Source organism: Billgrantia zhangzhouensis (genome assembly GCF_021404465.1).
Lineage (GTDB): Bacteria > Pseudomonadota > Gammaproteobacteria > Pseudomonadales > Halomonadaceae > Halomonas > Halomonas zhangzhouensis.
The window spans coordinates 117845-139665 of record NZ_JABFTT010000014.1 but is presented as its reverse complement, the minus strand read 5'-3'; the positions used below and the strand labels follow the sequence as shown (position 1 = coordinate 139665).

Sequence of the window (21821 nt, the reverse complement as noted above, 5' to 3'; positions counted from 1 at the left end):
GCGTTTCTGCTCCACATGCTCCTGGCCGTGCCAACGATCCTTTCTTGGTCGGTTACCGTGCAAGCTAGCGCCGCCGAGCGCATCGTCATTGCGGGTGGGGATCTCACCGAGATTGTCTTTGCGCTGGGTGAAGGACAGCGGGTAGTCGGTGTGGATACCACCTCCACCTTTCCCACCGACGCGCAAGACCTGCCCAATATCGGTTACGTCCGCACGCTGTCGCCCGAAGGCGTCTTGTCGCTACGCCCCGAGGTGATCCTGGCCAGTCACTTTGCCGGACCGGAAGCATCTCTCGCACGCTTGGCAGATGCCGGTATCCGCGTGCACCGAGCGCCTGCGCCTCAGGGTGAAGCCCACCGGGACGTTGCCGCCAAGATCCGCTTCGTCGGCGAGACGCTTGACCGTGAGGCCCCCGCCGAAGCCTTGGTCGAGGCCTTTCATGCTGAGCTGGCCAGCGCCACACAGGAGGTCGAGGCGCTGCGTCCCTCACCGGATTGGGCGCCGCGCACGCTCTTCGTGCTCTCGGCAGAAAGCGGCCCCATGGTCATCGGCGGCAAGGGAACCGTCGCGGAGCAAATGATCGCCCTGGCGGGAGGTCAACCGGTCACCGGCGACATTGAGGGCTACCGGCCGCTGGCCATGGAAGCGGTCATGGCGCTGGCTCCGGACGTGATCGTAATGATGCAGGAGCAGCTTGGGGATGGCGACGCCGAGCGTGTGCTGCAGCGCCCCGACCTGGCCGCCACACCGGCCGGTCGGCACGGCCGTCTCATTGCCATGGATGGTATGCTGCTCCTGGGCTTTGGCCCGCGCACGCCGCAAGCAATACATGAACTGAATCGGGCCTTGCGCCAGGCCTCAAACCAGAGTGAGGCGTCGAACCGATGACGACTGTTGGCACAACGGTCGAACATCGAAGCCACCGCCGCCAACTGCTGGTCGTGGCCGGTCTTGGCTTATTGGCGCTGAGCCTGGCCCTGGCGGAGCTGGCACTCGGCCCCATCAAGATGGGCATCGCACAACTCTGGGCAGTGTTCTCGGGTAGTGGCGATACGCTGGACAACAGCATCATCTGGCAGATTCGACTGCCCCGATTGACCCTCGGCATCGCCGTCGGCACAGCACTGTCGCTGGCAGGCACCGCCCTGCAGGGCATGCTGCGCAACCCCTTAGCCGATCCAGGACTGATCGGCATCACCGCCGGCGCCTCCATCGGCGCGGTCAGCGCCATCGTGCTGGGCAACCTGATCGCTCCAGAACTGCCGCTGATACTGCAAACGGCGCTGCTGCCCGTAGCCGCTTTTCTCGGCGCCATGCTGGTCATGACCTGTGTATTCACTCTCTCCCACCGGGGCGGCGAGACCTCGGTGGCCATGCTGATCCTGATCGGCATCGCCATCAACACCATTGCTGGCGCCATTATCGGTGTGCTGGTCTATGTCGCCGACGATCAGGCGCTCCGCGACCTGACTTTCTGGAGCATGGGCGGTCTTGGTCATGCAGGCTGGCCCGTAGTACTAATTGCACTAGGCATTACCCTGGCCATGACGCCACTGTTCTGGCGCCAGGGTCGCGGGCTCGACCTGTTCCAGTTGGGCGAGCGCCAGGCGTTTCACGCCGGGCTGGACGTGGAGCGCACAAAGCGCGTACTGGCCGCTGTCGCAGCGCTCAGCGTCGGTGCCGTTACTGCAGCGGCAGGGCCCATCGGCTTCATCGGGCTGGTGGCTCCCCATCTGGCCAGGTTGCTGGTGGGGTACGCCCACCGCTGGGTGCTGCCTGCATCAGCCCTGCTTGGTATCAGCCTGGTACTGGCAGCCGATCTCGTCGTACGCCTGGCCATCGCGCCCCAGGAGCCTCCCATCGGTATCGCCACCAGCCTGATCGGCGGCCCCTTCTTCCTGTGGCTGTTGACACGACGACTCAGGAGTCTCCCTCATGCTTGAAGCCAAGGCGCTCTCGCTCACCAAAGGAGGCAAGACGCTGCTCTCGGACATCGACCTGTGCCTGAAGCCTGGGGAGTTTCTTGCCGTGCTGGGCCCTAATGGGGCAGGCAAATCCACCCTCATGCACTGCCTGAGCGGAGCCGAGCGGAGAGCGACTGGACAGCTCCGCATGGATGGCCACGACCCAGCCTGCCTCGACGCCGCCACCTTGGCCCGCCAACGTGCGGTACTGGAGCAGTCACCTCGCGTCAGCGCCCCCTACAGTGTGGAAGCGCTGGTTCAACTCGGTACTCCGCGTGAACTACCTACCGACGAGATCGCCGCGCTGACGGAGCAGGCCATCGACTTGCTCGATCTGAGCGCACTAAGGCACCGCTCCGTACTTCAGCTTTCCGGTGGCGAGCAGCATAGGACTCACATGGCCAGGATCATGGTACAGCTATGGGCTGGCCAACGACTGGGTGGTGGTTGCTACCTGTTGGTCGACGAACCCACGGCCAGCCTCGACTTGCAGCACCAGATCACCGTGCTCAGGGCGGCACGCCAGGCAGCCCTCCAGGGTTGCGGTGTGCTCGCCATTCTTCATGACCTGAGCCTTGCCGCCAGCGTGGCGGATCGCATTCTGCTGCTGAAGGCGGGACGGATCATGGCCCTAGGCAGCCCGCGGGACGTCTTGACCCGACAACGCCTGGAGGCGCTTTACGGCTTGCCCTTACAGGTACAACAAAGGGATAACGTGCTGACCGTCACACCCGATTACTCGCGATGCTGGTCAACCACGTAAGCCGGGGCCCCTACCCTTCTCCCAGCCGTTCCATGCCCAACCAAATCAGGCGCAGCGCCAGCAGGGTCAGCGTCCACTTGAAGAGAAAATCGAAGCGGTTGTCGGTCACCCGGTTCAGCAGGCGCAGGCCCAGCCAGGTGCCGACGAACCCGGCCGCCACCATCGCCAACATCAGCCCCAGCCAGTCGCGGAAGACGAACCCGGCAAAGCCGAAGATGAATGCCTTGGTCAGATGCTGGAACGTCATGCAGGTGGCAAACGTCGCCACCCGCGGCAGCCGCTCGCTCATGCCGAGCTTGATGAACGAGGCCACCATAGGGCCGCTGGCGCCCACCAGGCTGGAGAGCAAGGTAGTGAGCGCACCGGCGATCACGGTGCCAACCCGCCCCACCGCCCGCTGGGGCAGGCCCGGCCCCCAACAGGAGTAGAGCACGAAGGCGGCGATGCACAGTTCCAGCACGCCATAGGGCAGGCGGATCAACAGCCAGGCCGCCACCACGGCGCCGACGACCACACCCGGCAGGAAGGCAGCGACGATGTCGCGGCGAATGTGACGCCAAGTCATCGCCGCGCGACCGCCGTTGGAGCCGAGCTGCACCATACCGTGAACGGGAATCAGCGCCGTGGCCGGCATCACCTGGGCCATGGAGATGATCAACAACGTGCCACCGCCGATACCCGCCGCCGCGGAGAGCGCCGAGGTCACCACCGAGAGCAGCACCAAGGCCAGGTTGACCCCGGCCGATAGCGGCGAGAGCAGCTCCAGCATCAGGCCGCGCACCTCACGGCAGCCTGCCCTCCTCGACGCCGTGACACGCCACCTCGCTGCCATCGCTGCGCGCGATCAATCTCGGCGCCTCGGCCTTGCAGCGCGCGTTGGCATGCGGGCAGCGCGGGTGAAAAGCGCAACCGGAGGGCGGATGCACCGGGTTGGGCACCTCGCCCTGGATCACGCTGCGCTCCTTGCCCGCTCCCTCCAGCGACGGCACCGCCTCCAGCAGCATCTTCGAGTAGGGATGATGCGGGCTCTCGAAGAGCTGGTCGGCCGGAGCGATCTCGGCGATGCGGCCCAGGTACATCACCGCGATGCGGTCCGACATGTGCTTGACCACCGCCATGTCGTGGCTGATGAACAGGTACGTCAGGCCGTATTCGTCCTGCAGGTCGCGCATCAGGTTGAGGATCTGCGCCTGCACCGAGACGTCGAGCGCCGAGGTCGGCTCGTCGCAGATCATGAACTCCGGCTCGTTGGCCAGGGCGCGGGCGATCGAGATGCGCTGGCGCTGACCGCCGGAGAACTCATGCGGATAGCGGTTGGCATCCATGGCCGACATCCCCACCTGCTCGAGCAGCTCGCCCACCCGGCGGCGGCGGTCGGTGCTGCTCATCTCGGGCCGGAAGAAGCGCAGCGGCTCGCCGATGATGGTGCCCACTCGCCACAGCGGGTTGAGGCTGGCATAGGGGTCCTGGAAGATCATCTGGAAGCGCTTGCGAACACTGGCGGCCTGGCGCCCGGTGCGGCTGGCCAGGTCGCTGATGTCCTCGCCGTCGAACACCAGCTTGCCACGGGTGAGCCCGTAGAGTCCCACCACCAGCCGCGCCACGGTGGACTTGCCGCAACCCGATTCGCCCACCAGCGAGAGCGTCTCGCCGCGGCGGATGGAGAAGCCCACACCGTCCACCGCCTTGAGCGTTAGCCGTTCGCTGCGCTCGATGACCCGATTGAGCCAAGGCTTGGAAACGTCGAAATAGCGCGCCAAGTCATGGGCTTCCAGCAGGATCTCGCCCTGCGCCGCCGTGGTCGGCTTCACTGCCGTATCAGCGCACATGGCTCACCTCCCGCCCCTCTACGTCTTGCCGCGGCGGCAGCGGGTCGACTGGGTCGTGCAGCCAGCAGGCCGCCCGGCTGCCCTCTGCCGGCATCAGGTCCGGCCTCTCGTCACGACAGCGCTTCTGGGCGTGAGGGCAGCGCGGATTGAAGGCGCAGCCGGAGGGAATCGCGGCCAGCCGTGGCATGGACCCCTCGATCTGATAGAGCCGCTCGAGCTTCTTTGTAATGCCGGGAATCGAGGCCATCAGCCCCTTGGTGTAGGGGTGCTGCGGGTTGCGCACCACCTCGTCGACCGGGCCGATCTCGATCAGCCGGCCGGCGTACATCACTGCCACGCGATCGGCGGTCTCGGCGATCACGCCCATGTCGTGGGTGACCAGCATCACCGCCGTGCCATGGTCAGCACACAGGCGCTTGAGCAGAGCGAGAATCTGCGCCTGCACCGAAACGTCGAGCGCCGTGGTGGGCTCGTCGGCGATGATGAACTCGGGGCGCGCCGCCAGTGCCAGGGCGATCACCACCCGCTGGCGCATACCGCCGGAGAACTGGTGCGGGTAGCTGTCAAGGCGGCTCTCGGGAGCGGGGATGCCCACTTCACACAGCAGTTTGAGCGCCTCTTCGCGAGCCTCGCGCTCGTTCATCGGCAGGTGCGCGCGGATGGTTTCCACCAGCTGGTCGCCAATCGAAAACAGCGGGTTGAGGCTGGTCAACGGGTCCTGGAAGATCATGCCGATATGACGGCCGCGCAGCGGCACGAACTCATCTTCCGGCAGGTTGTCGATGCGCTTGCCGGACAGGTGGATCTCGCCTTCGGCGATGCGCCCGGGCGGCTCGAGCAGCCGAATCACGGCGTTGCCGGTCATCGACTTGCCAGCGCCGGACTCGCCCACCACGCCCAGCACCTCACCGGGGGCGATGTCGAAGGAGACGTCGTCGAGCGCCACCAGGGTGCCATGGCGGGTCGGGAACTCCACCCGCAGACGCCGCACGGAGAGCACCGGTTCCTGCCCTGCGGTGCCAGGCTCGTGGCCCGCCACCGGAGCAGCGCTGCGCTGATCCAGGCGTTGATTATCGGAGCTTGGGGTTGAGGACATCACGCAACCAGTCTCCCAGCAGGTTGACGGAGAGCGCCAGCATCAGCAGCGCCACCCCGGGGAAGAGCAGGATCCACCACTCTCCCGAGAACATGTAATCCTGGCCCACCCGGATAAGGGTGCCCAGGCTCGGCTGGGTGGCCGGCATACCGACCCCCAGGAACGACAGCGTGGCCTCGGCGATGATGGCGAGAGCCAGGCCGATGGTGCCGATGACCAGCACCGGGCGCAGCACGTTGGGCAGGATATGCTGGAACAGGATCTTGCGTGCCGGCAGGCCGATCACCCGCGCCGCCTGCACGTACTCCTTGCTTTTCTCCACCATGGTCGCCCCGCGCACCGCACGGGCGTACTGCACCCAGTCGGATAGGCCGATGGCGATGATCAGCACGATGATGGCCACCTCGGCGTGCATCGAGCGCGGCAGGAAGCCGCGGATCACGCCGAAGATCAACAGCGCCATCAGGATCGACGGGAAAGTGAGCTGCACGTCGGCGATACGCATGATCAGCGCATCGCGCCAGCCACCGCGGAAGCCCGCCAACAGGCCCAGGGCGGTGCCCATCACCAGGGCGAAGATCACCGCGGCGAAGCCCACCAGCAGCGAGATGCGCGAGCCGTAGAGAATCGCCGAGAAGACGTCGCGGCCCTGGCTGTCGCTGCCCAGCAGGTAGAAGTTGCCGGTAAAGTCAGAAGTCGTCATCGGCGGCGTAAAAGCATCGATCAGTTCGATCTGGCGCGGGTCGAAGGGGTTCTGCGGCGCGATCCACGGCGCGAACAGCGCCGCCGCGAACATGATCAGCGTGACCAGGGTGGCGATTATTACCACCGGCTGACGCTTCCACGAGTAGACGATGTCGCTGTCGAGGAAGGTGCGCCACTTGCTTGGCTTGGGGGGAACCACCGGCGCGGCACTCTCCCGGGTCTGGATATCCTGGCTCATTTGCCACCTCCCTGGGCTCGCAGCCGTGGGTCGACGGCGTAATAGAGCAGATCCACCACCAGATTGATGACCACGAACACCAGCGCGATCATCATCAGGTAGGCGGCCATGACCGGCACGTCGACGAAACGCACCGCGGTGATGAACAGTGCCCCCACACCGGGCCACTGGAATACCGTCTCGGTGATGATCGCAAAAGCGATGATGGTGCCGAGCTGCAAACCAATGATGGTGATGACCGGGATCATGGTGTTTTTCAGCGCATGGCGCAGGTTCACCACCCGCTTCGATAGCCCCCGTGCCCGCGCGAACTTGATGTAGTCGGTGCTGAGCACCTCGAGCATTTCGGCGCGCACCAGGCGCATGATCAGCGTGAGCTGGAACAGCCCTAGGGTGATCGCCGGCAGGATCAGCGAGCGCAGGCCGCTTGCCGTCAACAGCCCGGTGGACCACCAGTTGCCGATGCGTACCGTCTCGCCGCGGCCGAAGGCCGGCAGCACACCGAGTTCCACGGCAAAGATGTAGATCAACAGCACGCCGATCAGGAAGGTGGGCAACGACACGCCGATCAACGAGGCGGTCATGATGAAGTTGGCCAGCCAGCTGCGACGCCGCAGCGCGGTATAGATACCGAGGCCAATGCCCATGACCACGGCGAAGATCGCCGAGACGATGGCCAGCTCCAGCGTGGCCGGCAGCCGCTCCAGGATCAGGTCGGTCACCGGGCGGGCCGAACGATAGGAAATGCCGAACTCGAACTGGGCGGCATTGACGATGAAATGCCAGAACTGCACCACTACCGGCTGGTCGAGCCCCAACTGGGCGCGCAGCGCGGCACGGTCGGCCTCGGTGGCCTCCTGCCCGAGCATATTCATCACCGGGTCGCCCACATAGTGGAACAGCGAGAACGAGATGAGCGCGACCACGAACATCACGAAGATGGCCTGCAGTACGCGCTGGATCAGAAACGCTAGCATGGGATCACCACGACACGGCCCGCTGTCCGTGGATGACGGACAGCGAGCCGAACCTTGCCTGAAAAGTTAGTTATTGAAACGCAGATACTTGAAGTGCGGCGTGTTTTCGCTCTGCACCTGGAACTCGATGTCATCGCGCATCGACCAGGTAAGCATCTGGTTGTGGATCGGGATATAGACGATGTCGTCGTGCACGATCTGCCAGGCTTCGCTGATCATCTCGTTGCGCGCGTCGATGTCCACTTCCGAGGCCATGGCCACGGTCAGCTCGTCCACCCGCTCATTGGAGTAGCCGGTGAAGTTCCAGGTGCCGAGGTCGCCTTCCTTGGTGTGGTAGAGGTAGTTGAAAACGTACTCCGAATCCATGGTCGGCACGCCCCAGCCGAGCAGGAAGAAATCGTACTCGTCGCGGGGCAGCTCGGCGAAGAACACCGAACGGGTCTGGGCGACCAGGTCCACGGTGATGCCGATGCGCGCCAGCATGCTCACCACCGCCTGGCAGATCTGCTCGTCGTTGACGTAGCGGTCGTTGGGGCAGTTCAGGGTGACGCGGAAGCCATCGCCATAGCCGGCCTCCTCCATCAACGCCTGGGCGCGGTCGAGATCCGCCGGCAGCACTTCATCGAGCGCCTCGCTGTAGCCGTTGACGAAGGGCGGCGCGATCATGCCGGCGGGCTCGGAGTTGCCGCGCATCACCGCCTGCTGGATGGTGGTGGCGTCGATGGCCAGGTTCATCGCCTCGCGTACGCGCACATCGGCGAAGGGGTTGTCGTCGAGATCGGCCTGCACCAGATCGCCGGCCAAGCGCATGCCGAGGAAGATGGAGCGGTTCTCGGCGCCCTGCTCGTTCTTGAGCCCCTCGGCGGAAGCCAGGCGCTCGATGTCCTGCACCGGGGTCTCCTGCAGCAGATCCACCTCACCGGAGAGCAGTGCCGCCACCCGCGTGGAGGCCGACTCGATGGGTGTGTAGATCAACCGGCTGATCTCCATCGGATAATGGTCGATGCCCCAATAGTCATCGTTGCGCTCCATCACCGTACGCACGTCCGGCTCGCGGCTCACCACCCGGAAGGGGCCGGTGCCGTTGGCGTTGCGCACGGCATAAGTCTCCTCGCCGGCGGTGAAGTTCTGCGGGTCCTCGACCCCATGCTCGGCGGCCCACTCATGGCTCATGATGAACAGGTTGGTGAGATTGTTGGGCAATAGCGGGTTGGGCTCGTGGGTGACGATCTCCACGGTGAATTCGTCCACCGCGCGCACCTCGGCGATGGAGGTGAGCAGGCCGCGCATGTCGGAATCCTCATGGCGGGCGCGATTGATCGAGAACACCACGTCCTCGGCGGTAAACGCCTGACCCTCGTGGAAAGTCACGCCCTCGCGCAGCTCGAACACCCAGACCGTGGGGTCATCCTCGCTGACATACCACTCGGTGGCCAGTCCCGGCTGATACTCCACGTCCATGTCCTGATACAGCAACGTATCGAAGATCTGGTGGTTGAGGGCGTGGGTGGGGCCCTCGTTCTGGGAGTGGGGGTCGAGGGTCAGGCCGTCGGCGGAGCGGGTCCAGCGCAGGGTTTCGGCATGGGCAGCGGTGGCCAGCATGGCGCCGATCACGGCGGTGGCCAATAGGGTCTTCTTGGGTAGCATGTTGTTATTTCCTCAATCAAGCGTTCGATGGGCATACGCCCTGGAGAGGTTTCTCCCATACCTTAGCCAAGAAAGCCAGGATTACCTTAGGAAGGCTTTTCAGCGCTATTTCGACTGTTGGCAGTTGCATTTATGGTATTGAGACCGATTCTTGGGAAACCGCTCGGTCGCTTCCGCCTTGCCTATACCCTCTTCACCTTGGAAACCCACCTTCGCTACCGGCACGAAGCCCACCAGGGGCAGACGCTGGCCACCAGCAAGTAGATGCTGATGGGCATCGACACGGAGAGCCACCGCCCCGCGCCCTTCCCGGCCAAGGTAGCCGAACAGATCGACGCCTTGCCGCGAACCGAAGCCGCCGCCTGGCCGGAGGCAGTCGGACGGCGGATCGGTATTCCGCAGCGCTGAGGGGAGTTACAGCTTGCTTTCCAGCTCCGGCAGCACCTCGAACAGGTCGCCCACCAGGCCGTAGTCGGCAACCTGGAAGATCGGCGCCTCTTCGTCCTTGTTGATCGCCACGATCACCTTGGAGTCCTTCATGCCGGCCAGGTGCTGGATGGCCCCGCTGATACCCACGGCGATGTAGAGCTCCGGCGCGACGATCTTGCCGGTCTGCCCCACCTGCATGTCGTTGGGTACGAAGCCGGCGTCCACCGCCGCCCGCGAGGCGCCGATGGCGGCCCCCAGCTTGTCGGCGATACCGTCGAGCAGCTTGAAGTTCTCGCCGCTGCCCATGCCGCGACCGCCGGAGATGACCACCCGCGCACCGCCCAGCTCGGGGCGATCGCTCTGGGCCAGTTCCTGCTTGAGGAAGGTGGACTGGCTATTCTCGGCCACGGCCTCGACGCTCTCGACGCTGGCGCTACCGCCGGCTGACACCGCATCGAACGCCGTGGTGCGCACGGTGATCACCTTGAGGCTGTCGGCACTCTTCACCGTAGCGATGGCGTTGCCGGCATAGATCGGGCGCTTGAAGGTGTCGGCGTCGACCACTTCGACGATCTCGGAGAGCTGGCTGACGTCCTTCAGTGCGGCAACGCGCGGCAGCACGTTCTTGCCGGTGGTGGAGGCGGCGGCGAGGAGATGGGAATAGTCGCCAGCCAGCTCGACCAACAGCGCGCCCATGGGCTCGGCCAGCTGGTGGGCGTAGGCGGCGTTGTCGGCCACCCGCACCTTGCTCACGCCGTCGAGCTTGGCAGCGGCCTCGGCCACGGCACCGACGTTCTCGCCGGCTACCAGCACGTCGATGTCGCCGCCAATGGTCGCTTTCACTTTCTGGGCCGCAGCAACCACATGGGCGGTGGCGCCGGCAAGCTGGCCGTCGTGATGTTCGGCAAGTACCAGAATGCTCATGAAATCAGCTCCCTTCAAAGCACTTTGGCTTCGTTCTTGAGTTTGTCCACGAGCTCGTCGACGGAGCCCACCTTGATGCCGCCCTTGCGCTCGGCCGGCGACTCGACCTTGAGCAGCGTCAGCTTGCTGGCCACCTCGACGCCGTAGTCAGCCGGGTTCTTGACGTCCAGCGGCTTCTTCTTGGCCTTCATGATGTCGGGCAGCTTGGCGTAGCGCGGCTCGTTGAGGCGCAGGTCGGTGGTGATCACCGCCGGCAGGGTCAGCTCGACGGTCTGCAGGCCGCCGTCCACCTCGCGGGTCACCTGAACCTTGCCATCGTCCACCTTCACCTCGGAGGCGAAGGTACCCTGGGGCAGGCCAGCCAGGGCGGCGAGCATCTGGCCGGTCTGGTTGTTGTCGGTATCGATGGCCTGCTTGCCGAGAATGACCAGCCCCGGCTGCTCCTCTTCCACCACCTTGGCCAGCAGCTTGGCCGCGGCCAGCGACTCGACGCGTTCTTCGGTCGCGACATGCACGGCACGGTCGGCACCCAACGCCAGCGCGGTGCGCAGCTGTTCCTGGGCGGCCTTGGGACCGATGGTCACGGCGACCACCTCGGTGGCGACACCTTTCTCCTTCAGCCGTACCGCCTCTTCCACGGCGATCTCGCAGAAGGGGTTCATGGCCATCTTCACATTGGTGAGATCGACGTCGGAGTGATCCGGCTTGACCCGGATCTTGACGTTGTAGTCGATGACGCGTTTGACCGCGACGAGGATTTTCATTGCATACTCTCCAGACTCTTGATCGATTGTTTTCTTTTCGGGTGCGAGGCCTATCGTGAACTTGTCGCTGCCCGATGCGCCGCATCGAGGCCACGATGAATTGCCTGGCCGATTCCCTCATCCATCATCGTTCTCAGCCCCTTGGCTGTGGTGCCGTCATAGGCAATCAGCCGCTCCACCATGTCTCGGGGATCGGTACCCAACTGCTCCAGCAGCAGACTGCCACCCACCAGGGTCCGCATGATGGCCTCGCGGGCGATCTCGTCGGAGAGCCCCGCGCTCCTGGCGTGCTCCAGCATCGATTGGGCCAACAAGGCGGGATAAGCCGGCCCGGCACCGCTCAAGGCCGTCAGGTAATCGAGATCGCCCTCGCTGGAAAGCTCACGCGCCATGCCACAACTTGCCAACAGCGCCTGGACGAGCCGCTTGTCGTCATCGGAAACCTGCGGTGAGGCAAACCATGGAAAGTAGGCCCGACGGATCTCCGCCGCAGCATTCGGCATGGCGCGCACCACCCGATTGCTTCCCACCTCGCTGGCGACTTCCTGCAAGGAGGCCATCGCCAGCAGCGAGACGACCAGCTTGTCGCTTACCTCAATGTCCAGGCCGGCAAGATCTTGCGGGCGCACGGAGAGCACGATGACGTCCGCCAAGGCGACCAGCTCACGGTTGGCCTTGACGCAACGCACCTTGGGCCAGTCGCGGTAAACCTCTCCCTGGCCGGTGCGCGAGGAAATCACCAGTCGACCCGGAGATACGACATTCCGCTCCAGCAGAGCGATGCCGAGCGCGCGCCCCATCCAACCCTGCCCGCCGATGATCCCGACCACCGCATCATGCGACATGGCTTCACCTCCATTTATATAGGCTTACATCCCGTCCCCAGGCGCTTCTTTTCGCTTCCTGATGAGTTAACACGCTCAGGCCTTTTTTATTCATGTACACTGATGTACATTTGGATGACGAGTGTGTACACCCATGGCTGACAATGTCAAGCACACAACAAGAGGGAGACCCGACCATGGCCAACGACCCGCTGCTTCAGCCCTTCCAGCTCAAGCATCTCACCCTGAAGAACCGGATCATGATGACCTCTCACGAGCCGGCATATCCTGAAGACGGGATGCCTAAGGCGCTCTATCGTGCCTATCATGTCGAACGAGCCAAGGCTGGTATCGGCCTGACCATGACCGCCGGGTCCGCAGCGGTGGCCAAGGACAGCCCGCCGGTGTTCAACAACATCCTGGCCTATAAAGATGAGGTGGTTCCGTGGATGAAGGAACTCACCGACGCCTGCCATGAGCATGGCACGGCGGTGATGATCCAATTGACTCACCTGGGCCGACGCACGCGCTGGGACAAGGCCGATTGGCTGCCCGCCCTGTCGGCTTCCCACCGCCGCGAGGCATCGCATCGTGCCTTTCCCAAGCAAGTGGAAGATTGGGACATCGAGCGCCTGATCCGCGATTACGCCGATGCCGCCGAGCGCATGCATGCCGCCGGCCTCGACGGCATCGAGCTACAGGCCTACGGCCACCTGATGGATCAGTTCTGGTCGCCGCTGACCAATACCCTCAAGGGGCCTTACGGCGGCGATCTCGACAATCGGCTGCGTTTCACCTTCGACGTGCTGCGTGCCATTCGTCAGCGGGTCGGCGAGGAATTCATCGTCGGCGTGCGCTATACCGGCGACGAGATGCTGGAAGGCGGGCTGACGGCCAGCGACGGCATGGAGATCTCGCGGCGCCTGAAGGAGAGCGGCCTGATCGACTTCCTCAACGTGGTGCGCGGTCACATCGATACCGACGCGGGGCTCACCGACGTCATCCCCATCCAGGGCATGCCCAGCGCCCCGCACCTCGATTTCGCCGGGGAGATCAAGCGCCAGGTCGATTTTCCCACCTTCCACGGCGCCAAGATCCAGGACGTCGCTACCGCCCGCCATGCCATCGCCTCGGGCAAGGTCGACATGGTCGGCATGACCCGGGCGCACATGGCCGATCCGCACATCGTGCGCAAGATCGTCGAGGGCCGCGAGGAGGAGATCCGCCCCTGCGTCGGCGCCAATTACTGTCTCGACCGTATCTACCAGGGCGGCGCCGCCTACTGCATTCACAACGCCGCCACCGGGCGCGAGACCACCATGCCCCACACCATCCCCAAGGCAGCAAACAAGCGCCGGGTGGTGATCATCGGTGCGGGCCCCGCAGGGCTGGAAGCTGCCCGCGTCGCCGGTGAGCGAGACCATGAGGTGGTGGTGCTGGAGGCCGCCAGCGATGCCGGCGGACAAGTGCGTCTCACGGCGCAAAGTGAGCGTCGCCGCGAGATGATGGGCATCATCGACTGGCGCCTAGCGCGCTGTGAGGCGCTCGGCGTCGAGATCCGCTACAACGTCTGGGCCGAGGTAGAGGACGTGCTCGCCGAAAAGCCGGACGTGGTAATCGTGGCAACCGGCGGCTACCCCATGGAAGACCAGCCCACTGTCGGACACGACCTGGTGGTCAACACCTGGGATATCCTATCGGGCCACGTGGCGCCGGGAAGCCGGGTACTCCTTTTCGACGATGCCGGCGATCATGCCGCCATGCAGGCAGCGGAGATCATCTCCGCCGCCGGCGCCGAACTCGAGATCATGACACCGGACCGCACCTTCTCGGCGGAGATCATGGCCATGAACCTGGTGCCGTACATGCGCTCCCTGCAGCGGCCTAACGTCACCTTCACGCCCACTTACCGGCTGAAATCCGTGGAGCGCGACGGCAACGAGCTGCTCGCAAGGATCACCAGCGACTACCTGGACCTGGCCCATGAACGGCGCATCGACCAGGTAGTGGTCAACTACGGCATCACGCCGATGGAGGATATCTACTTCGAACTGAAGCCACATTCACGCAATGGCGGCGAGGTGAATTACGACGATTTGATCGTGGGCAGGCCTCAGACTGTCATCCGCCATGCGGACGGAGGGTTCCAGCTATTTCGTATCGGCGACGCCGTCGAGCCGCGCAACACCCATGCGGCGATCTACGATGCCCTGCGCTTGGTAAAGGACCTGTGATGGCAGGACGCAAAGCATAATCACACCACTCCCGCTCCGTCGCTCACAGTGAGCGGCAGAGCTCTTCCAATTTCTCATACATGGGCGGGCGACCGGACTCGACCGCACCTATGTCAGTTCACGTAGCCGAGCAGGCGCGGCAGGTAGAGCGCCAATGGCGGCCAGTAGGTGGTAATCAGCATGACCGGCAGGGCGGTGAACAGCATCAAGCTCAAGGCGGGGCGAATGACGCGAGAGACGCCTACCTTGGTAACATGGCACGACATGAACAGAATGGGCGCCATGGGCGGGCTGTTGCAGCCGATCACCACGCTGGTGCCAATGATAGCGGCGAAGTGAATGGGCTCGATGCCCAGCTGCCCCACCACCGGCACCAGCAGAGGGCTAGCGATGGCAATCACGCTGACATCATCCATGATCATACCGATCAGGATCAGGAAAACGTTGACCATCAGCAAAATGAGGACCTTGCTCTCGAAGGTGCTCAGCAGAAAATCGGTGAGCTGCTGGGGCACGCCCTCGAGCGTCAGAATACGGCTGATGATGAAGGAAAAGAACAGGATGATGACGATGACACCGGACGTGGTGGCGGCGGCAATCATGCACTGCAATACCTTTTTGGCATCCAGGCCCTTGTAGACGAACATGCCGATGGGAATGGCATAGATCACGGCGACCGCCGCCGCCTCGGTGGGGGTGAAAATACCGCCATAAATCCCGCCAAGGATGATCACCGGTAGCATGAGCGCGGGGATCGCCCGCCATCCAGTATCGCCAACGGCGCGGAGCCGTGCGTTGAACGGCATCTTCTCCCCCCGGACGCCAGGCGTCAGACGCACCTTGGCCGCATTGTAGGCACACAGGAACAGGATCAGCAGCATGCCCGGGCCGATGGTAGCCAGGAAGCTCGCGGCGACCGATTGGCGGGTCACCACGGCATACAGAATCATGGTAATGCTGGGCGGTATCAATAGCCCCAGCAGGGATGAGATACCCAGCAAGGCAGCGGTATATGACCTGTCATAGCCGTGCTTTTCCATGGGGCCGGCCATGATGGAGCCAATCGAGGCAACGGCGGCGGAAGCCGTGCCGGAGATCGCCCCGAAAATGCTGCATGCTACGACCATAGAGGAGCCCATGCCGGAGCGGGAGCGCCCCGTCAGCGCTTCGACGAAGCTCACCAGTCTGGCCGCCATGCCACCGGACTGCATCAAGTACCCAGTCATGATGAACAGCGGCAGGGCGATAAGAATGATGGAGTTGATGGATGAAAAGCCGCTGGTCGCCAGGAAGGCAACATCCACGTCGTAGACGAATGCCAGAATGGCGACCATGGCGGCGAATGAAAATACGACCGGAACCCCAATCAACATCAATACGATCACGGCACCAATGGCGATTAAAGCGCCCATAACTCGTCCCCTTGAAATGACGGCAACACTATACACGGGTGTTCTTGTCCTGCCTGCGACGGCATAACGCCTTGATGTCGCTGACCAGGTCTCTCACCAGATAGAGCGTCATGAAAACGGCCGCGATGAACAGGCTGGCCTGTGCGATATATATTGGGAGCGAGAACACTGGCGTTGACTGGCGGCGCGAGAACGCCCATTGGAGCAGCTCATGGCTCCATAGCATGAACAGTCCGGCCATCAGCATGGAGATGACGGTGGCAACGATACGAATCGTCAAGGCAAGGGCCTCGCTCTTCACCATGACCGGAATGAAATCCGCTTGCAGGTGTGCGCGATCCTTGGAAGCCAAGACGGCGCCGAGCATGTAGAACCAGACGACGGCAAACAGGACAAGTTCTTCCATTCCGAACAGGGAAATGCCGAGCGAGCGCAGGGTAATTCCGGCGGCAAAGGCCAACGCGATGAACAACCCCAATACCGCCACGAAGGGCCCCACAAGCCGATCGAGCAGCCAGTCGAGGAAGCGAAAAAACGTCATGTCAAATCACTCGCTGGTGATCATGTTGAAAAAAACAGGGCAGGGCCATGGCTGGCCCTGCCCTCGTGATCAATTTTCCAACTGAGTGTGTCGCAGGATTTCCTGGATCAGCTCTTCGCCAAATTCGGACTCAGCCTGTTGCCATACCACGTCTCGAACATGCCGCGCCATTTCCTCAAGATTTTCCTGGGAGAGCTCGATGTACTCCATGCCGCCTTCCTGCGCCGTGGCAATCCAGTAGTCATCCTCTTCCCGAGCATCCTGGAATTGCTGCTCGATGACCTCATAGGCTGCGGAGGCCACGATCTCCTGATCCGCCTCGCTCAGGGCGTCCCAGGTGTCCTTGTTCATCATCAGCGCCGCGTGGCCGAAAAAGTGCTTGGTATGAACGAAGTAATCGAGAATGTCGCCGAAGTATTGGTAGTCCCAATAGATGATGTTGCCGGCATCCCCATCGACAACACCGGTCTGAATGGAGGTGTAGACCTCGTTCCAGTCAAGTGGCACCGAATGGTAGCCCATGGCTTGCACGGTTTGCGGCACGGGGAAGGCCGGAATGGAGCGCACCCGCAAGCCTTTTTCCTGGGACTCCTGGAGACTGACCGCGTAATCGCCTCGGGTGGCCACGCCAGTGAAGCCGTACGGATAGAGCCCGAAATGCTTGAGCCCCATGTCCTCGAAGACAGGATCGACGATATCGTTCATCCAGCCGCCGCTTTCCCAGGCTTCCTGGGCTTCCTCCCAATCCAGGAACAGGTAGGGCAATGACATGACGCCAACGCGGTTATCGTAGGAGGTTTGCGGTGTTGTGATAGCCATATCCACACTGCCCCGGACCATATGGTCGAAGACTTCGCCGACGTTGCCCAATGCGCCGGCGTGGAACACTTGCGCCGTCATGCGGCCGCCGGATCTTTCCTCGATCAGGTCGGCCCATCGTTGCACGGAGCGCCCCACGGTGGAGTCCGCCGTGTCATCCGTGTTGACCATCCTGAAGCGGTGGGTGTCATCGTTGCCCATCGCCGTACCAGAAAACGCAACCGTGGCGACCGTCAGACAGCTAAAAACGAACGAGTATTTGCCTTTTTGCATTGTCATAACCGTTATCCTGCTTACGTTGCATTGATATTGTTTGAAAGCATTGATAGCGCTATTTTCGCTCACACTACCACAATGTTCACTTGTGTCAAGTTTAAGATCAACGATGTCATGACCCATGTCTCTTACTGACTATGTAAGCTATCCACACAAGAGATTGACACTAGTCAGCCGGCTTTGGATAACTGGGTCCAGGTCGTCTTGAGTTCACAATACTGACCATGGGCGTAGATCAACTTGTCCCGCCCGCCGAAGCCGGACTGCTTATAGCCGCCGAAGTCATCCTGATAGAGCGGTACACGATCAGGCGCGAACCCGCCGAACAATTCTCGCCCATGTTCCAGAACACAATTGCCAGGACGTGGCCCACCACTGTCTCGAGGTCGCTCACGTCAGGCATGACCACCTGTGGATTAAGGGAGACGAAGAGGCCATGATTCGCTTACGGAAATGGTTCCTGCAGCAGAGCGGAGTGATACAGTAACCCGCTTCTGCTCCTGAACGGACCCGATAGGCCACTTGGGCCAGCTCGGCTCGATCAAGACCGCCACTTACTGACACGCCTACCCGCTCAGGCCAGGGTCAGTGTGGCCATATGTACATTTTCCAGACATCTATGTACACTTTGTCTTTTCGCTGGCGCCACCTACTGCGCTGAGTCTTGAATGAGGGAGACCATCTCGATGCCGCCTGGCAACGATAACAACACCAAATGGAAAGGCTCCCGCGACGCCTGGCTCGATGCCGCCTTCGAGCTGCTGCTCGAGTCCGGTGTCGACAGCGTGCGCATCCTGCCGCTGGCCAAACGGCTCAAGGTGTCGCGCACCAGTTTCTACTGGTTCTTCAAGGATCGCGAAGCGCTGCTCGACGCCCTGATCGAACGCTGGCGGGAGAAGAACACCCAAGGCCTGGTGCGCCAGACCGAGGCCTATGCCGAAACCATCGTCGAGGCGATCCTCAACGTCTTCGACTGTTGGCTGGATCCCGAGCTATTCGATTCCCAGCTAGAGTTCGCCATGCGCAGTTGGGCGCTGCAGTCGGATGAGGTGGCCAAGGAAATCGACCTGGCCGACGAGGCGCGCATCGAGGCACTGATGCAAATGTTCGAACGCTACGGCTATGAGCCGCTGGCGGCCAACGTGCGCGGCCGCACCATTTACCTCACCCAGATCGGCTACATCTCGATGAAAACCCAGGAAGCGCTCGAGGTTCGCATGCAGCGCATTCCCGCCTACGTCGAGATCTTCACCGGGCAGGCGCCTCAGCCCCGCGAACTGCAGCGCTTCCAGGCCCGACATGGTTATGTGTCGGAAGCCGTATCCTAGTCACTCCTCTCTTTCATCAACCGCTGCTCAAGAAAAGTAAACGCCAGCGCCTGCATATGGGCGCGCTGGCGGTTGTCGGCCGCGCCGCCGTGGCCACCCTCGACGTTTTCGTAGTAGAGCGCCTCGTGCCCCTGCTCGTGCATGCGTGCCATCATCTTGCGCGCGTGCCCCGGGTGGACGCGGTCGTCGCGGGTGCTGGTCATCAGCAGCATGGGCGGGTACTGTTCCCCGGGCTCGAGGTTGTGATAGGGCGAGACATCGCGCAGGAACTCCCAGTCGTCGCTCTCGGGATCGCCGTACTCGGCCATCCACGAGGCGCCGGCCAGCAGCAGGTGGTAGCGGCGCATGTCGAGCAGCGGCACCTGGCACACCACGGCGCCGAGCAGTTGCGGGTAGCGGGTGAGCATGTTGCCCACCAGCAGGCCGCCGTTGGAGCCGCCCTGGATGCCCAGCCGCCGCGCTGAGGTGACGCCGCGTTCGATTAGGTCTTCGGCCACGGCGGCGAAGTCCTCGAAGGCCTTGTGGCGCTGGTCACGCAGCGCCGCCTGGTGCCAGCGCGGACCGTACTCGCCACCACCGCGGATGTTGGCCACCACGTAGACGCCTCCTTGGCTTAGCCAGGCGCGCCCCACCCCGGGGCTGTAGCCGGGCAGCGGCGGTACCTCGAAGCCGCCGTAGCCGTAAAGCAGGGTCGGATGCTCGCCGCTTGGCTCGAGATCGCGCCGCGCCACCTGGAAATAGGGTATCGGCGTGCCGTCCCGACTGGTGGCGAAATGCTGGGTCACCTCGAGGCCCTCGGCGTCGAACAGCGCCGGCGCCTGCTTGAGCATTTCCAGCGCCTCGCCGACCCGACCGTGCAGCAGCGTGGTCGGCGTGAGGTAGTCGCTGACGATGACGAACACCTCGTCGCTCTCCTCGTCGTCCACCGCGCTCACGCTGACGCTGCCCAGCGTCGGCGCACCCGCCAGCGGCTCGGGCTGCCACTGGCCTTCGCTTGGAGTGAGCACGTAGAGCCGGTGCTTGACGTCATCGAGCACGTTGAGGATGAGGTGACGGCGAGTCCAGGTGACATCGGAGAGCGAGGTGCGTTCGGTAGGGGTGAACAGTACGCGCAGTTCCCGTTCGCCGCCCATGAAGGCGTCGAAGTCGGCGATCAGCAGCGCGCCGGCGGGATGGACGGTGCCCGCCACCTCCCAGGGCTCGCGCAGCTCCACCAACAGCCATTCACGGTGCACCTGCTTGTGGGCCGAATTGGGCACCTCGATACGGGTGAGGCTGCCGTCGGCCTGGCGCAAATAAAGCTCGTTGTCGTAGAAGGCCCGGGCGCGGCTGACGAAGTCGCGCTGGAAGCCGGGGGTGGAATCGTGCATGGCGCCCACGGCCATGTCGCCGGGCTCGGCTTCGAACACCGTCTCGGCGTCGGCCATCGGCGTGCCACGCCGCCACTGCTTGACGATGCGCGGGTAGCCGGAGCGGGTCATCGAGCCTTCGCCGAAGTCGGTCTGGACGTAGACCGTGTCACGATCGATCCAGCCCAGGCCGCCCTTGGCCTCGGGACGGAAGAAGCCCGGCTCGACCCAGCGCTTCTCCACCAGATCGAACTCGCGGGTGACGTCGGCATCGGCGCCGCCGCGGGAGAGCGAGATCAGGCAATGGCGCCAGGGTGCCCCCGGCGATTCAGGCCGCAGGCAGTGGGCGCCGTGCCATACCCAGTTTTCACCCTCCTCGGCGTTGAGCGCGTCGAGGTCGATCAGCACCTCCCACTCGGGCCGCGCCTTGCGGTATTCCTCGAGCGTGGTGCGCCGCCACAGCCCGCGGGGGTGGTCGCGGTCCTGCCAGAAGTTGTAGAAGTATTCGCCGCGCTTGACCACGAAGGGGATGCGGTCGTCGGCCTCGAGAATCGCCTGCAGGTCGTCGCGCAGCACGGTGAAGCCCGGCGCATCGGCGAGCCTGGCCTGGCTCTCGGCATTGCGCTGCTCGACCCAGGCCAGGGCACGTTCGCCCTCGACCTCCTCCAGCCACAGGTAAGGGTCGTGCTCTTCGAAGGGGGCAGCCATAGCCATGCGGATCTCCTGGTGGGCAGTTGTTTTGCCCACCAAGCTAGCCCGCTATGGCCAGGGACTCAATGCGCCCGTGCAGGGAATGACCAAGTACACCTAGCGCTGGAATACCACCGTGCGGTTCCTATTCAGAAACACCCGCCGCTCCACGTGCAGCGCCACCGCCCGGGACAGGGTCAGACACTCGATGTCGCGGCCCTTGGCGACCAGATCCTCCGGGTAGTCGGCATGACTGACCGGCTCCACCCCCTGGGTGATGATCGGCCCCTCGTCGAGATCGTCGTTGATGTAGTGGGCCGTGGCACCAACCAGCTTGACGCCTTTCTCGTAGGCCTGGTGGTAGGGGCGCGCGCCCTTGAAGCCGGGCAGCAGCGAGTGGTGGATGTTGATCGCCCGGCCGGAGAGCCTGGCGCACATCTCGCTCGACAGTACCTGCATGTAGCGCGCCAGGATCACCAGCTCGGCGCCACTCTCCTCGATTACCCGCCACACCTGGGCCTCCTGCTCGGGCTTGGTCTCGGCGCTGATCGGGAAATGGTGGTAGGGAATGCCGTGCCACTCCGACAGCGATGCCAGGTCGGGGTGGTTGGAAACGATGGCGCGGATGTCGATGGGTAGCTGCCCGGTACGGTAGCGATAGAGCAGGTCGTTGAGGCAGTGGTCGGCCTTGGAGACCATGATCACCACTGGCATCAACCGCCCCGGCGGCGTCAGCTCGGAACTCATCTCGAACTCGGCGGCCCGCTCGGCGAAGGCCGCCTGGAAGGCATCGGCATCGAAGCCGGCCTCCTCGGGGCGGAATTCAGTGCGGATGAAGAATTGGCCGCTCAAGCGGTCGTCGAAGGATTGCTGCTCGGTGATGTAGCAGCGCCGCTCCTTGAGGAAACGGGTTACCACGTCCACGGTGCCCAGGCGGCTGGGGCACTGCGCGGCCATGATCCAGATATCATCGTGTTGGTTCATACTGTTCCCTCCGGCGCTCCGGCGGCGA

The 21821-nt window shown here is 63.4% G+C and carries 21 protein-coding genes; 6 read left to right on the top strand and 15 right to left on the bottom strand.

The window, feature by feature from the left end:
• Window positions 1-57: 57 nt before the first annotated feature.
• The 3 genes from HOP51_RS17530 to HOP51_RS17520 are packed head-to-tail and all read left to right on the top strand — an operon-like array spanning window position 58 to window position 2727.
• On the top strand, window positions 58-888 hold the full coding sequence (locus tag HOP51_RS17530) for a heme/hemin ABC transporter substrate-binding protein (protein ID WP_234275208.1): 831 nt from the start codon (window positions 58-60) through the stop codon (window positions 886-888).
• On the top strand, window positions 885-1943 hold the full coding sequence (locus tag HOP51_RS17525) for a FecCD family ABC transporter permease (protein WP_234275207.1): 1059 nt from the start codon (window positions 885-887) through the stop codon (window positions 1941-1943). The genes HOP51_RS17530 and HOP51_RS17525 overlap by 4 nt, the downstream gene beginning before the upstream one ends.
• Window positions 1936-2727 carry a heme ABC transporter ATP-binding protein gene (locus HOP51_RS17520; protein ID WP_234275206.1) on the top strand — a complete coding sequence of 264 codons (792 nt, stop codon included), beginning with the start codon at window positions 1936-1938 and terminating at the stop codon, window positions 2725-2727. Before HOP51_RS17525 ends, HOP51_RS17520 begins: the two co-directional genes overlap by 8 nt.
• A 10-nt stretch (window positions 2728-2737) precedes the next feature.
• On the opposite strand, the gene HOP51_RS17515 is transcribed toward HOP51_RS17520, so the two are convergent.
• The 6 genes from HOP51_RS17515 to HOP51_RS17490 form a co-directional block, all read right to left on the bottom strand.
• Window positions 2738-3496 (bottom strand): sulfite exporter TauE/SafE family protein, encoded by a 759-nt coding sequence (locus HOP51_RS17515; RefSeq protein WP_234275205.1) that lies wholly within the window; start codon window positions 3494-3496, stop codon window positions 2738-2740.
• 13 nt (window positions 3497-3509) lie between these two features.
• On the bottom strand, window positions 3510-4556 hold the full coding sequence (locus HOP51_RS17510; protein ID WP_234275204.1) for an ABC transporter ATP-binding protein: 1047 nt from the start codon (window positions 4554-4556) through the stop codon (window positions 3510-3512).
• Complete coding sequence (locus tag HOP51_RS17505; RefSeq protein ID WP_234275203.1) at window positions 4546-5652, bottom strand: ABC transporter ATP-binding protein; 1107 nt, start codon at window positions 5650-5652, stop codon at window positions 4546-4548. The genes HOP51_RS17510 and HOP51_RS17505 overlap by 11 nt, the downstream gene beginning before the upstream one ends.
• The gene (locus HOP51_RS17500; protein WP_234275202.1) at window positions 5627-6595 is read right to left on the bottom strand and encodes an ABC transporter permease; all 969 of its coding nucleotides are present in this window, start codon (window positions 6593-6595) and stop codon (window positions 5627-5629) included. The genes HOP51_RS17505 and HOP51_RS17500 overlap by 26 nt, the downstream gene beginning before the upstream one ends.
• A complete protein-coding gene (locus HOP51_RS17495) occupies window positions 6592-7572 on the bottom strand; it encodes an ABC transporter permease (protein ID WP_234275201.1) in 981 nt (326 codons plus the stop codon). The genes HOP51_RS17500 and HOP51_RS17495 overlap by 4 nt, the downstream gene beginning before the upstream one ends.
• Window positions 7573-7638: 66 nt before the next feature.
• Window positions 7639-9219 carry an ABC transporter substrate-binding protein gene (locus HOP51_RS17490; RefSeq protein WP_234275200.1) on the bottom strand — a complete coding sequence of 527 codons (1581 nt, stop codon included), beginning with the start codon at window positions 9217-9219 and terminating at the stop codon, window positions 7639-7641.
• 270 nt (window positions 9220-9489) lie between these two features.
• Here HOP51_RS17490 and HOP51_RS21015 point away from each other — a divergent pair, with 270 nt between their 5' ends.
• Window positions 9490-9627: a hypothetical protein gene (locus HOP51_RS21015; RefSeq protein WP_338073052.1), complete on the top strand. Its 138-nt coding sequence runs from the start codon at window positions 9490-9492 to the stop codon at window positions 9625-9627.
• A gap of 6 nt (window positions 9628-9633) precedes the next feature.
• Here HOP51_RS21015 and HOP51_RS17480 read toward each other — a convergent pair whose 3' ends face one another.
• The 3 genes from HOP51_RS17480 to HOP51_RS17470 are packed head-to-tail and all read right to left on the bottom strand — an operon-like array spanning window position 9634 to window position 12181.
• Window positions 9634-10572: an electron transfer flavoprotein subunit alpha/FixB family protein gene (locus tag HOP51_RS17480; protein WP_234275199.1), complete on the bottom strand. Its 939-nt coding sequence runs from the start codon at window positions 10570-10572 to the stop codon at window positions 9634-9636.
• Window positions 10573-10586: 14 nt separating this feature from the next.
• Window positions 10587-11336, bottom strand: a complete 750-nt coding sequence (locus tag HOP51_RS17475) for an electron transfer flavoprotein subunit beta/FixA family protein (protein ID WP_234275198.1) — start codon at window positions 11334-11336, stop codon at window positions 10587-10589.
• A gap of 50 nt (window positions 11337-11386) precedes the next feature.
• Window positions 11387-12181 (bottom strand): pyrroline-5-carboxylate reductase family protein, encoded by a 795-nt coding sequence (locus tag HOP51_RS17470; protein ID WP_234275197.1) that lies wholly within the window; start codon window positions 12179-12181, stop codon window positions 11387-11389.
• 176 nt (window positions 12182-12357) lie between these two features.
• Between HOP51_RS17470 and HOP51_RS17465 the strand changes: the two genes are divergently transcribed.
• Window positions 12358-14394 carry an NADH:flavin oxidoreductase gene (locus tag HOP51_RS17465; RefSeq protein WP_234275196.1) on the top strand — a complete coding sequence of 679 codons (2037 nt, stop codon included), beginning with the start codon at window positions 12358-12360 and terminating at the stop codon, window positions 14392-14394.
• 113 nt (window positions 14395-14507) lie between these two features.
• Here the strand turns inward: HOP51_RS17465 and HOP51_RS17460 are convergent, their stop codons facing one another.
• The 4 genes from HOP51_RS17460 to HOP51_RS17445 form a co-directional block, all read right to left on the bottom strand.
• Window positions 14508-15806, bottom strand: a complete 1299-nt coding sequence (locus tag HOP51_RS17460; protein ID WP_234275195.1) for a TRAP transporter large permease — start codon at window positions 15804-15806, stop codon at window positions 14508-14510.
• A gap of 28 nt (window positions 15807-15834) precedes the next feature.
• The gene (locus HOP51_RS17455) at window positions 15835-16347 is read right to left on the bottom strand and encodes a TRAP transporter small permease (protein ID WP_234275194.1); all 513 of its coding nucleotides are present in this window, start codon (window positions 16345-16347) and stop codon (window positions 15835-15837) included.
• A 69-nt stretch (window positions 16348-16416) separates the two neighbouring features.
• Window positions 16417-17445 carry a TRAP transporter substrate-binding protein DctP gene (gene dctP, locus HOP51_RS17450; protein WP_234275193.1) on the bottom strand — a complete coding sequence of 343 codons (1029 nt, stop codon included), beginning with the start codon at window positions 17443-17445 and terminating at the stop codon, window positions 16417-16419.
• Between the two features lie 232 nt (window positions 17446-17677).
• Window positions 17678-17851: an aldehyde dehydrogenase family protein gene (locus tag HOP51_RS17445; protein WP_407061819.1), complete on the bottom strand. Its 174-nt coding sequence runs from the start codon at window positions 17849-17851 to the stop codon at window positions 17678-17680.
• Window positions 17852-18110: 259 nt separating this feature from the next.
• On the opposite strand from HOP51_RS17445, the gene HOP51_RS17440 reads away from it, so the two are divergent.
• Complete coding sequence (locus HOP51_RS17440; protein ID WP_234275191.1) at window positions 18111-18770, top strand: TetR/AcrR family transcriptional regulator; 660 nt, start codon at window positions 18111-18113, stop codon at window positions 18768-18770.
• Here the strand turns inward: HOP51_RS17440 and HOP51_RS17435 are convergent.
• Both HOP51_RS17435 and purU read right to left on the bottom strand, forming a co-directional pair.
• Window positions 18767-20833, bottom strand: a complete 2067-nt coding sequence (locus tag HOP51_RS17435; protein WP_234275190.1) for a prolyl oligopeptidase family serine peptidase — start codon at window positions 20831-20833, stop codon at window positions 18767-18769. The two genes, HOP51_RS17440 and HOP51_RS17435, sit on opposite strands and share 4 nt — an antisense overlap.
• A gap of 93 nt (window positions 20834-20926) precedes the next feature.
• Window positions 20927-21793, bottom strand: a complete 867-nt coding sequence (gene purU / locus HOP51_RS17430; protein WP_234275189.1) for a formyltetrahydrofolate deformylase — start codon at window positions 21791-21793, stop codon at window positions 20927-20929.
• Between the last annotated feature and the right edge of the window lie 28 nt (window positions 21794-21821).

Excerpts from the sequence above, each read along its gene's own strand:
- HOP51_RS17525 (WP_234275207.1), top strand. The coding sequence starts at position 885 with ATGACGACTGTTGGCACAACGGTCGAACATCGAAGCCACCGCCGCCAA.
- HOP51_RS17520 (WP_234275206.1), top strand. The coding sequence starts at position 1,936 with ATGCTTGAAGCCAAGGCGCTCTCGCTCACCAAAGGAGGCAAGACGCTG.
- HOP51_RS17515 (WP_234275205.1), bottom strand. The coding sequence starts at position 3,496 with ATGCTGGAGCTGCTCTCGCCGCTATCGGCCGGGGTCAACCTGGCCTTG.
- HOP51_RS17510 (WP_234275204.1), bottom strand. The coding sequence starts at position 4,556 with ATGTGCGCTGATACGGCAGTGAAGCCGACCACGGCGGCGCAGGGCGAG.
- HOP51_RS17505 (WP_234275203.1), bottom strand. The coding sequence starts at position 5,652 with ATGTCCTCAACCCCAAGCTCCGATAATCAACGCCTGGATCAGCGCAGC.
- HOP51_RS17500 (WP_234275202.1), bottom strand. The coding sequence starts at position 6,595 with ATGAGCCAGGATATCCAGACCCGGGAGAGTGCCGCGCCGGTGGTTCCC.
- HOP51_RS17495 (WP_234275201.1), bottom strand. The coding sequence starts at position 7,572 with ATGCTAGCGTTTCTGATCCAGCGCGTACTGCAGGCCATCTTCGTGATG.
- HOP51_RS17490 (WP_234275200.1), bottom strand. The coding sequence starts at position 9,219 with ATGCTACCCAAGAAGACCCTATTGGCCACCGCCGTGATCGGCGCCATG.
- HOP51_RS21015 (WP_338073052.1), top strand. The coding sequence starts at position 9,490 with ATGGGCATCGACACGGAGAGCCACCGCCCCGCGCCCTTCCCGGCCAAG.
- HOP51_RS17480 (WP_234275199.1), bottom strand. The coding sequence starts at position 10,572 with ATGAGCATTCTGGTACTTGCCGAACATCACGACGGCCAGCTTGCCGGC.
- HOP51_RS17475 (WP_234275198.1), bottom strand. The coding sequence starts at position 11,336 with ATGAAAATCCTCGTCGCGGTCAAACGCGTCATCGACTACAACGTCAAG.
- HOP51_RS17470 (WP_234275197.1), bottom strand. The coding sequence starts at position 12,181 with ATGTCGCATGATGCGGTGGTCGGGATCATCGGCGGGCAGGGTTGGATG.
- HOP51_RS17465 (WP_234275196.1), top strand. The coding sequence starts at position 12,358 with ATGGCCAACGACCCGCTGCTTCAGCCCTTCCAGCTCAAGCATCTCACC.
- HOP51_RS17460 (WP_234275195.1), bottom strand. The coding sequence starts at position 15,806 with ATGGGCGCTTTAATCGCCATTGGTGCCGTGATCGTATTGATGTTGATT.
- HOP51_RS17455 (WP_234275194.1), bottom strand. The coding sequence starts at position 16,347 with ATGACGTTTTTTCGCTTCCTCGACTGGCTGCTCGATCGGCTTGTGGGG.
- dctP (WP_234275193.1), bottom strand. The coding sequence starts at position 17,445 with ATGACAATGCAAAAAGGCAAATACTCGTTCGTTTTTAGCTGTCTGACG.
- HOP51_RS17440 (WP_234275191.1), top strand. The coding sequence starts at position 18,111 with ATGAGGGAGACCATCTCGATGCCGCCTGGCAACGATAACAACACCAAA.
- HOP51_RS17435 (WP_234275190.1), bottom strand. The coding sequence starts at position 20,833 with ATGGCTATGGCTGCCCCCTTCGAAGAGCACGACCCTTACCTGTGGCTG.
- purU (WP_234275189.1), bottom strand. The coding sequence starts at position 21,793 with ATGAACCAACACGATGATATCTGGATCATGGCCGCGCAGTGCCCCAGC.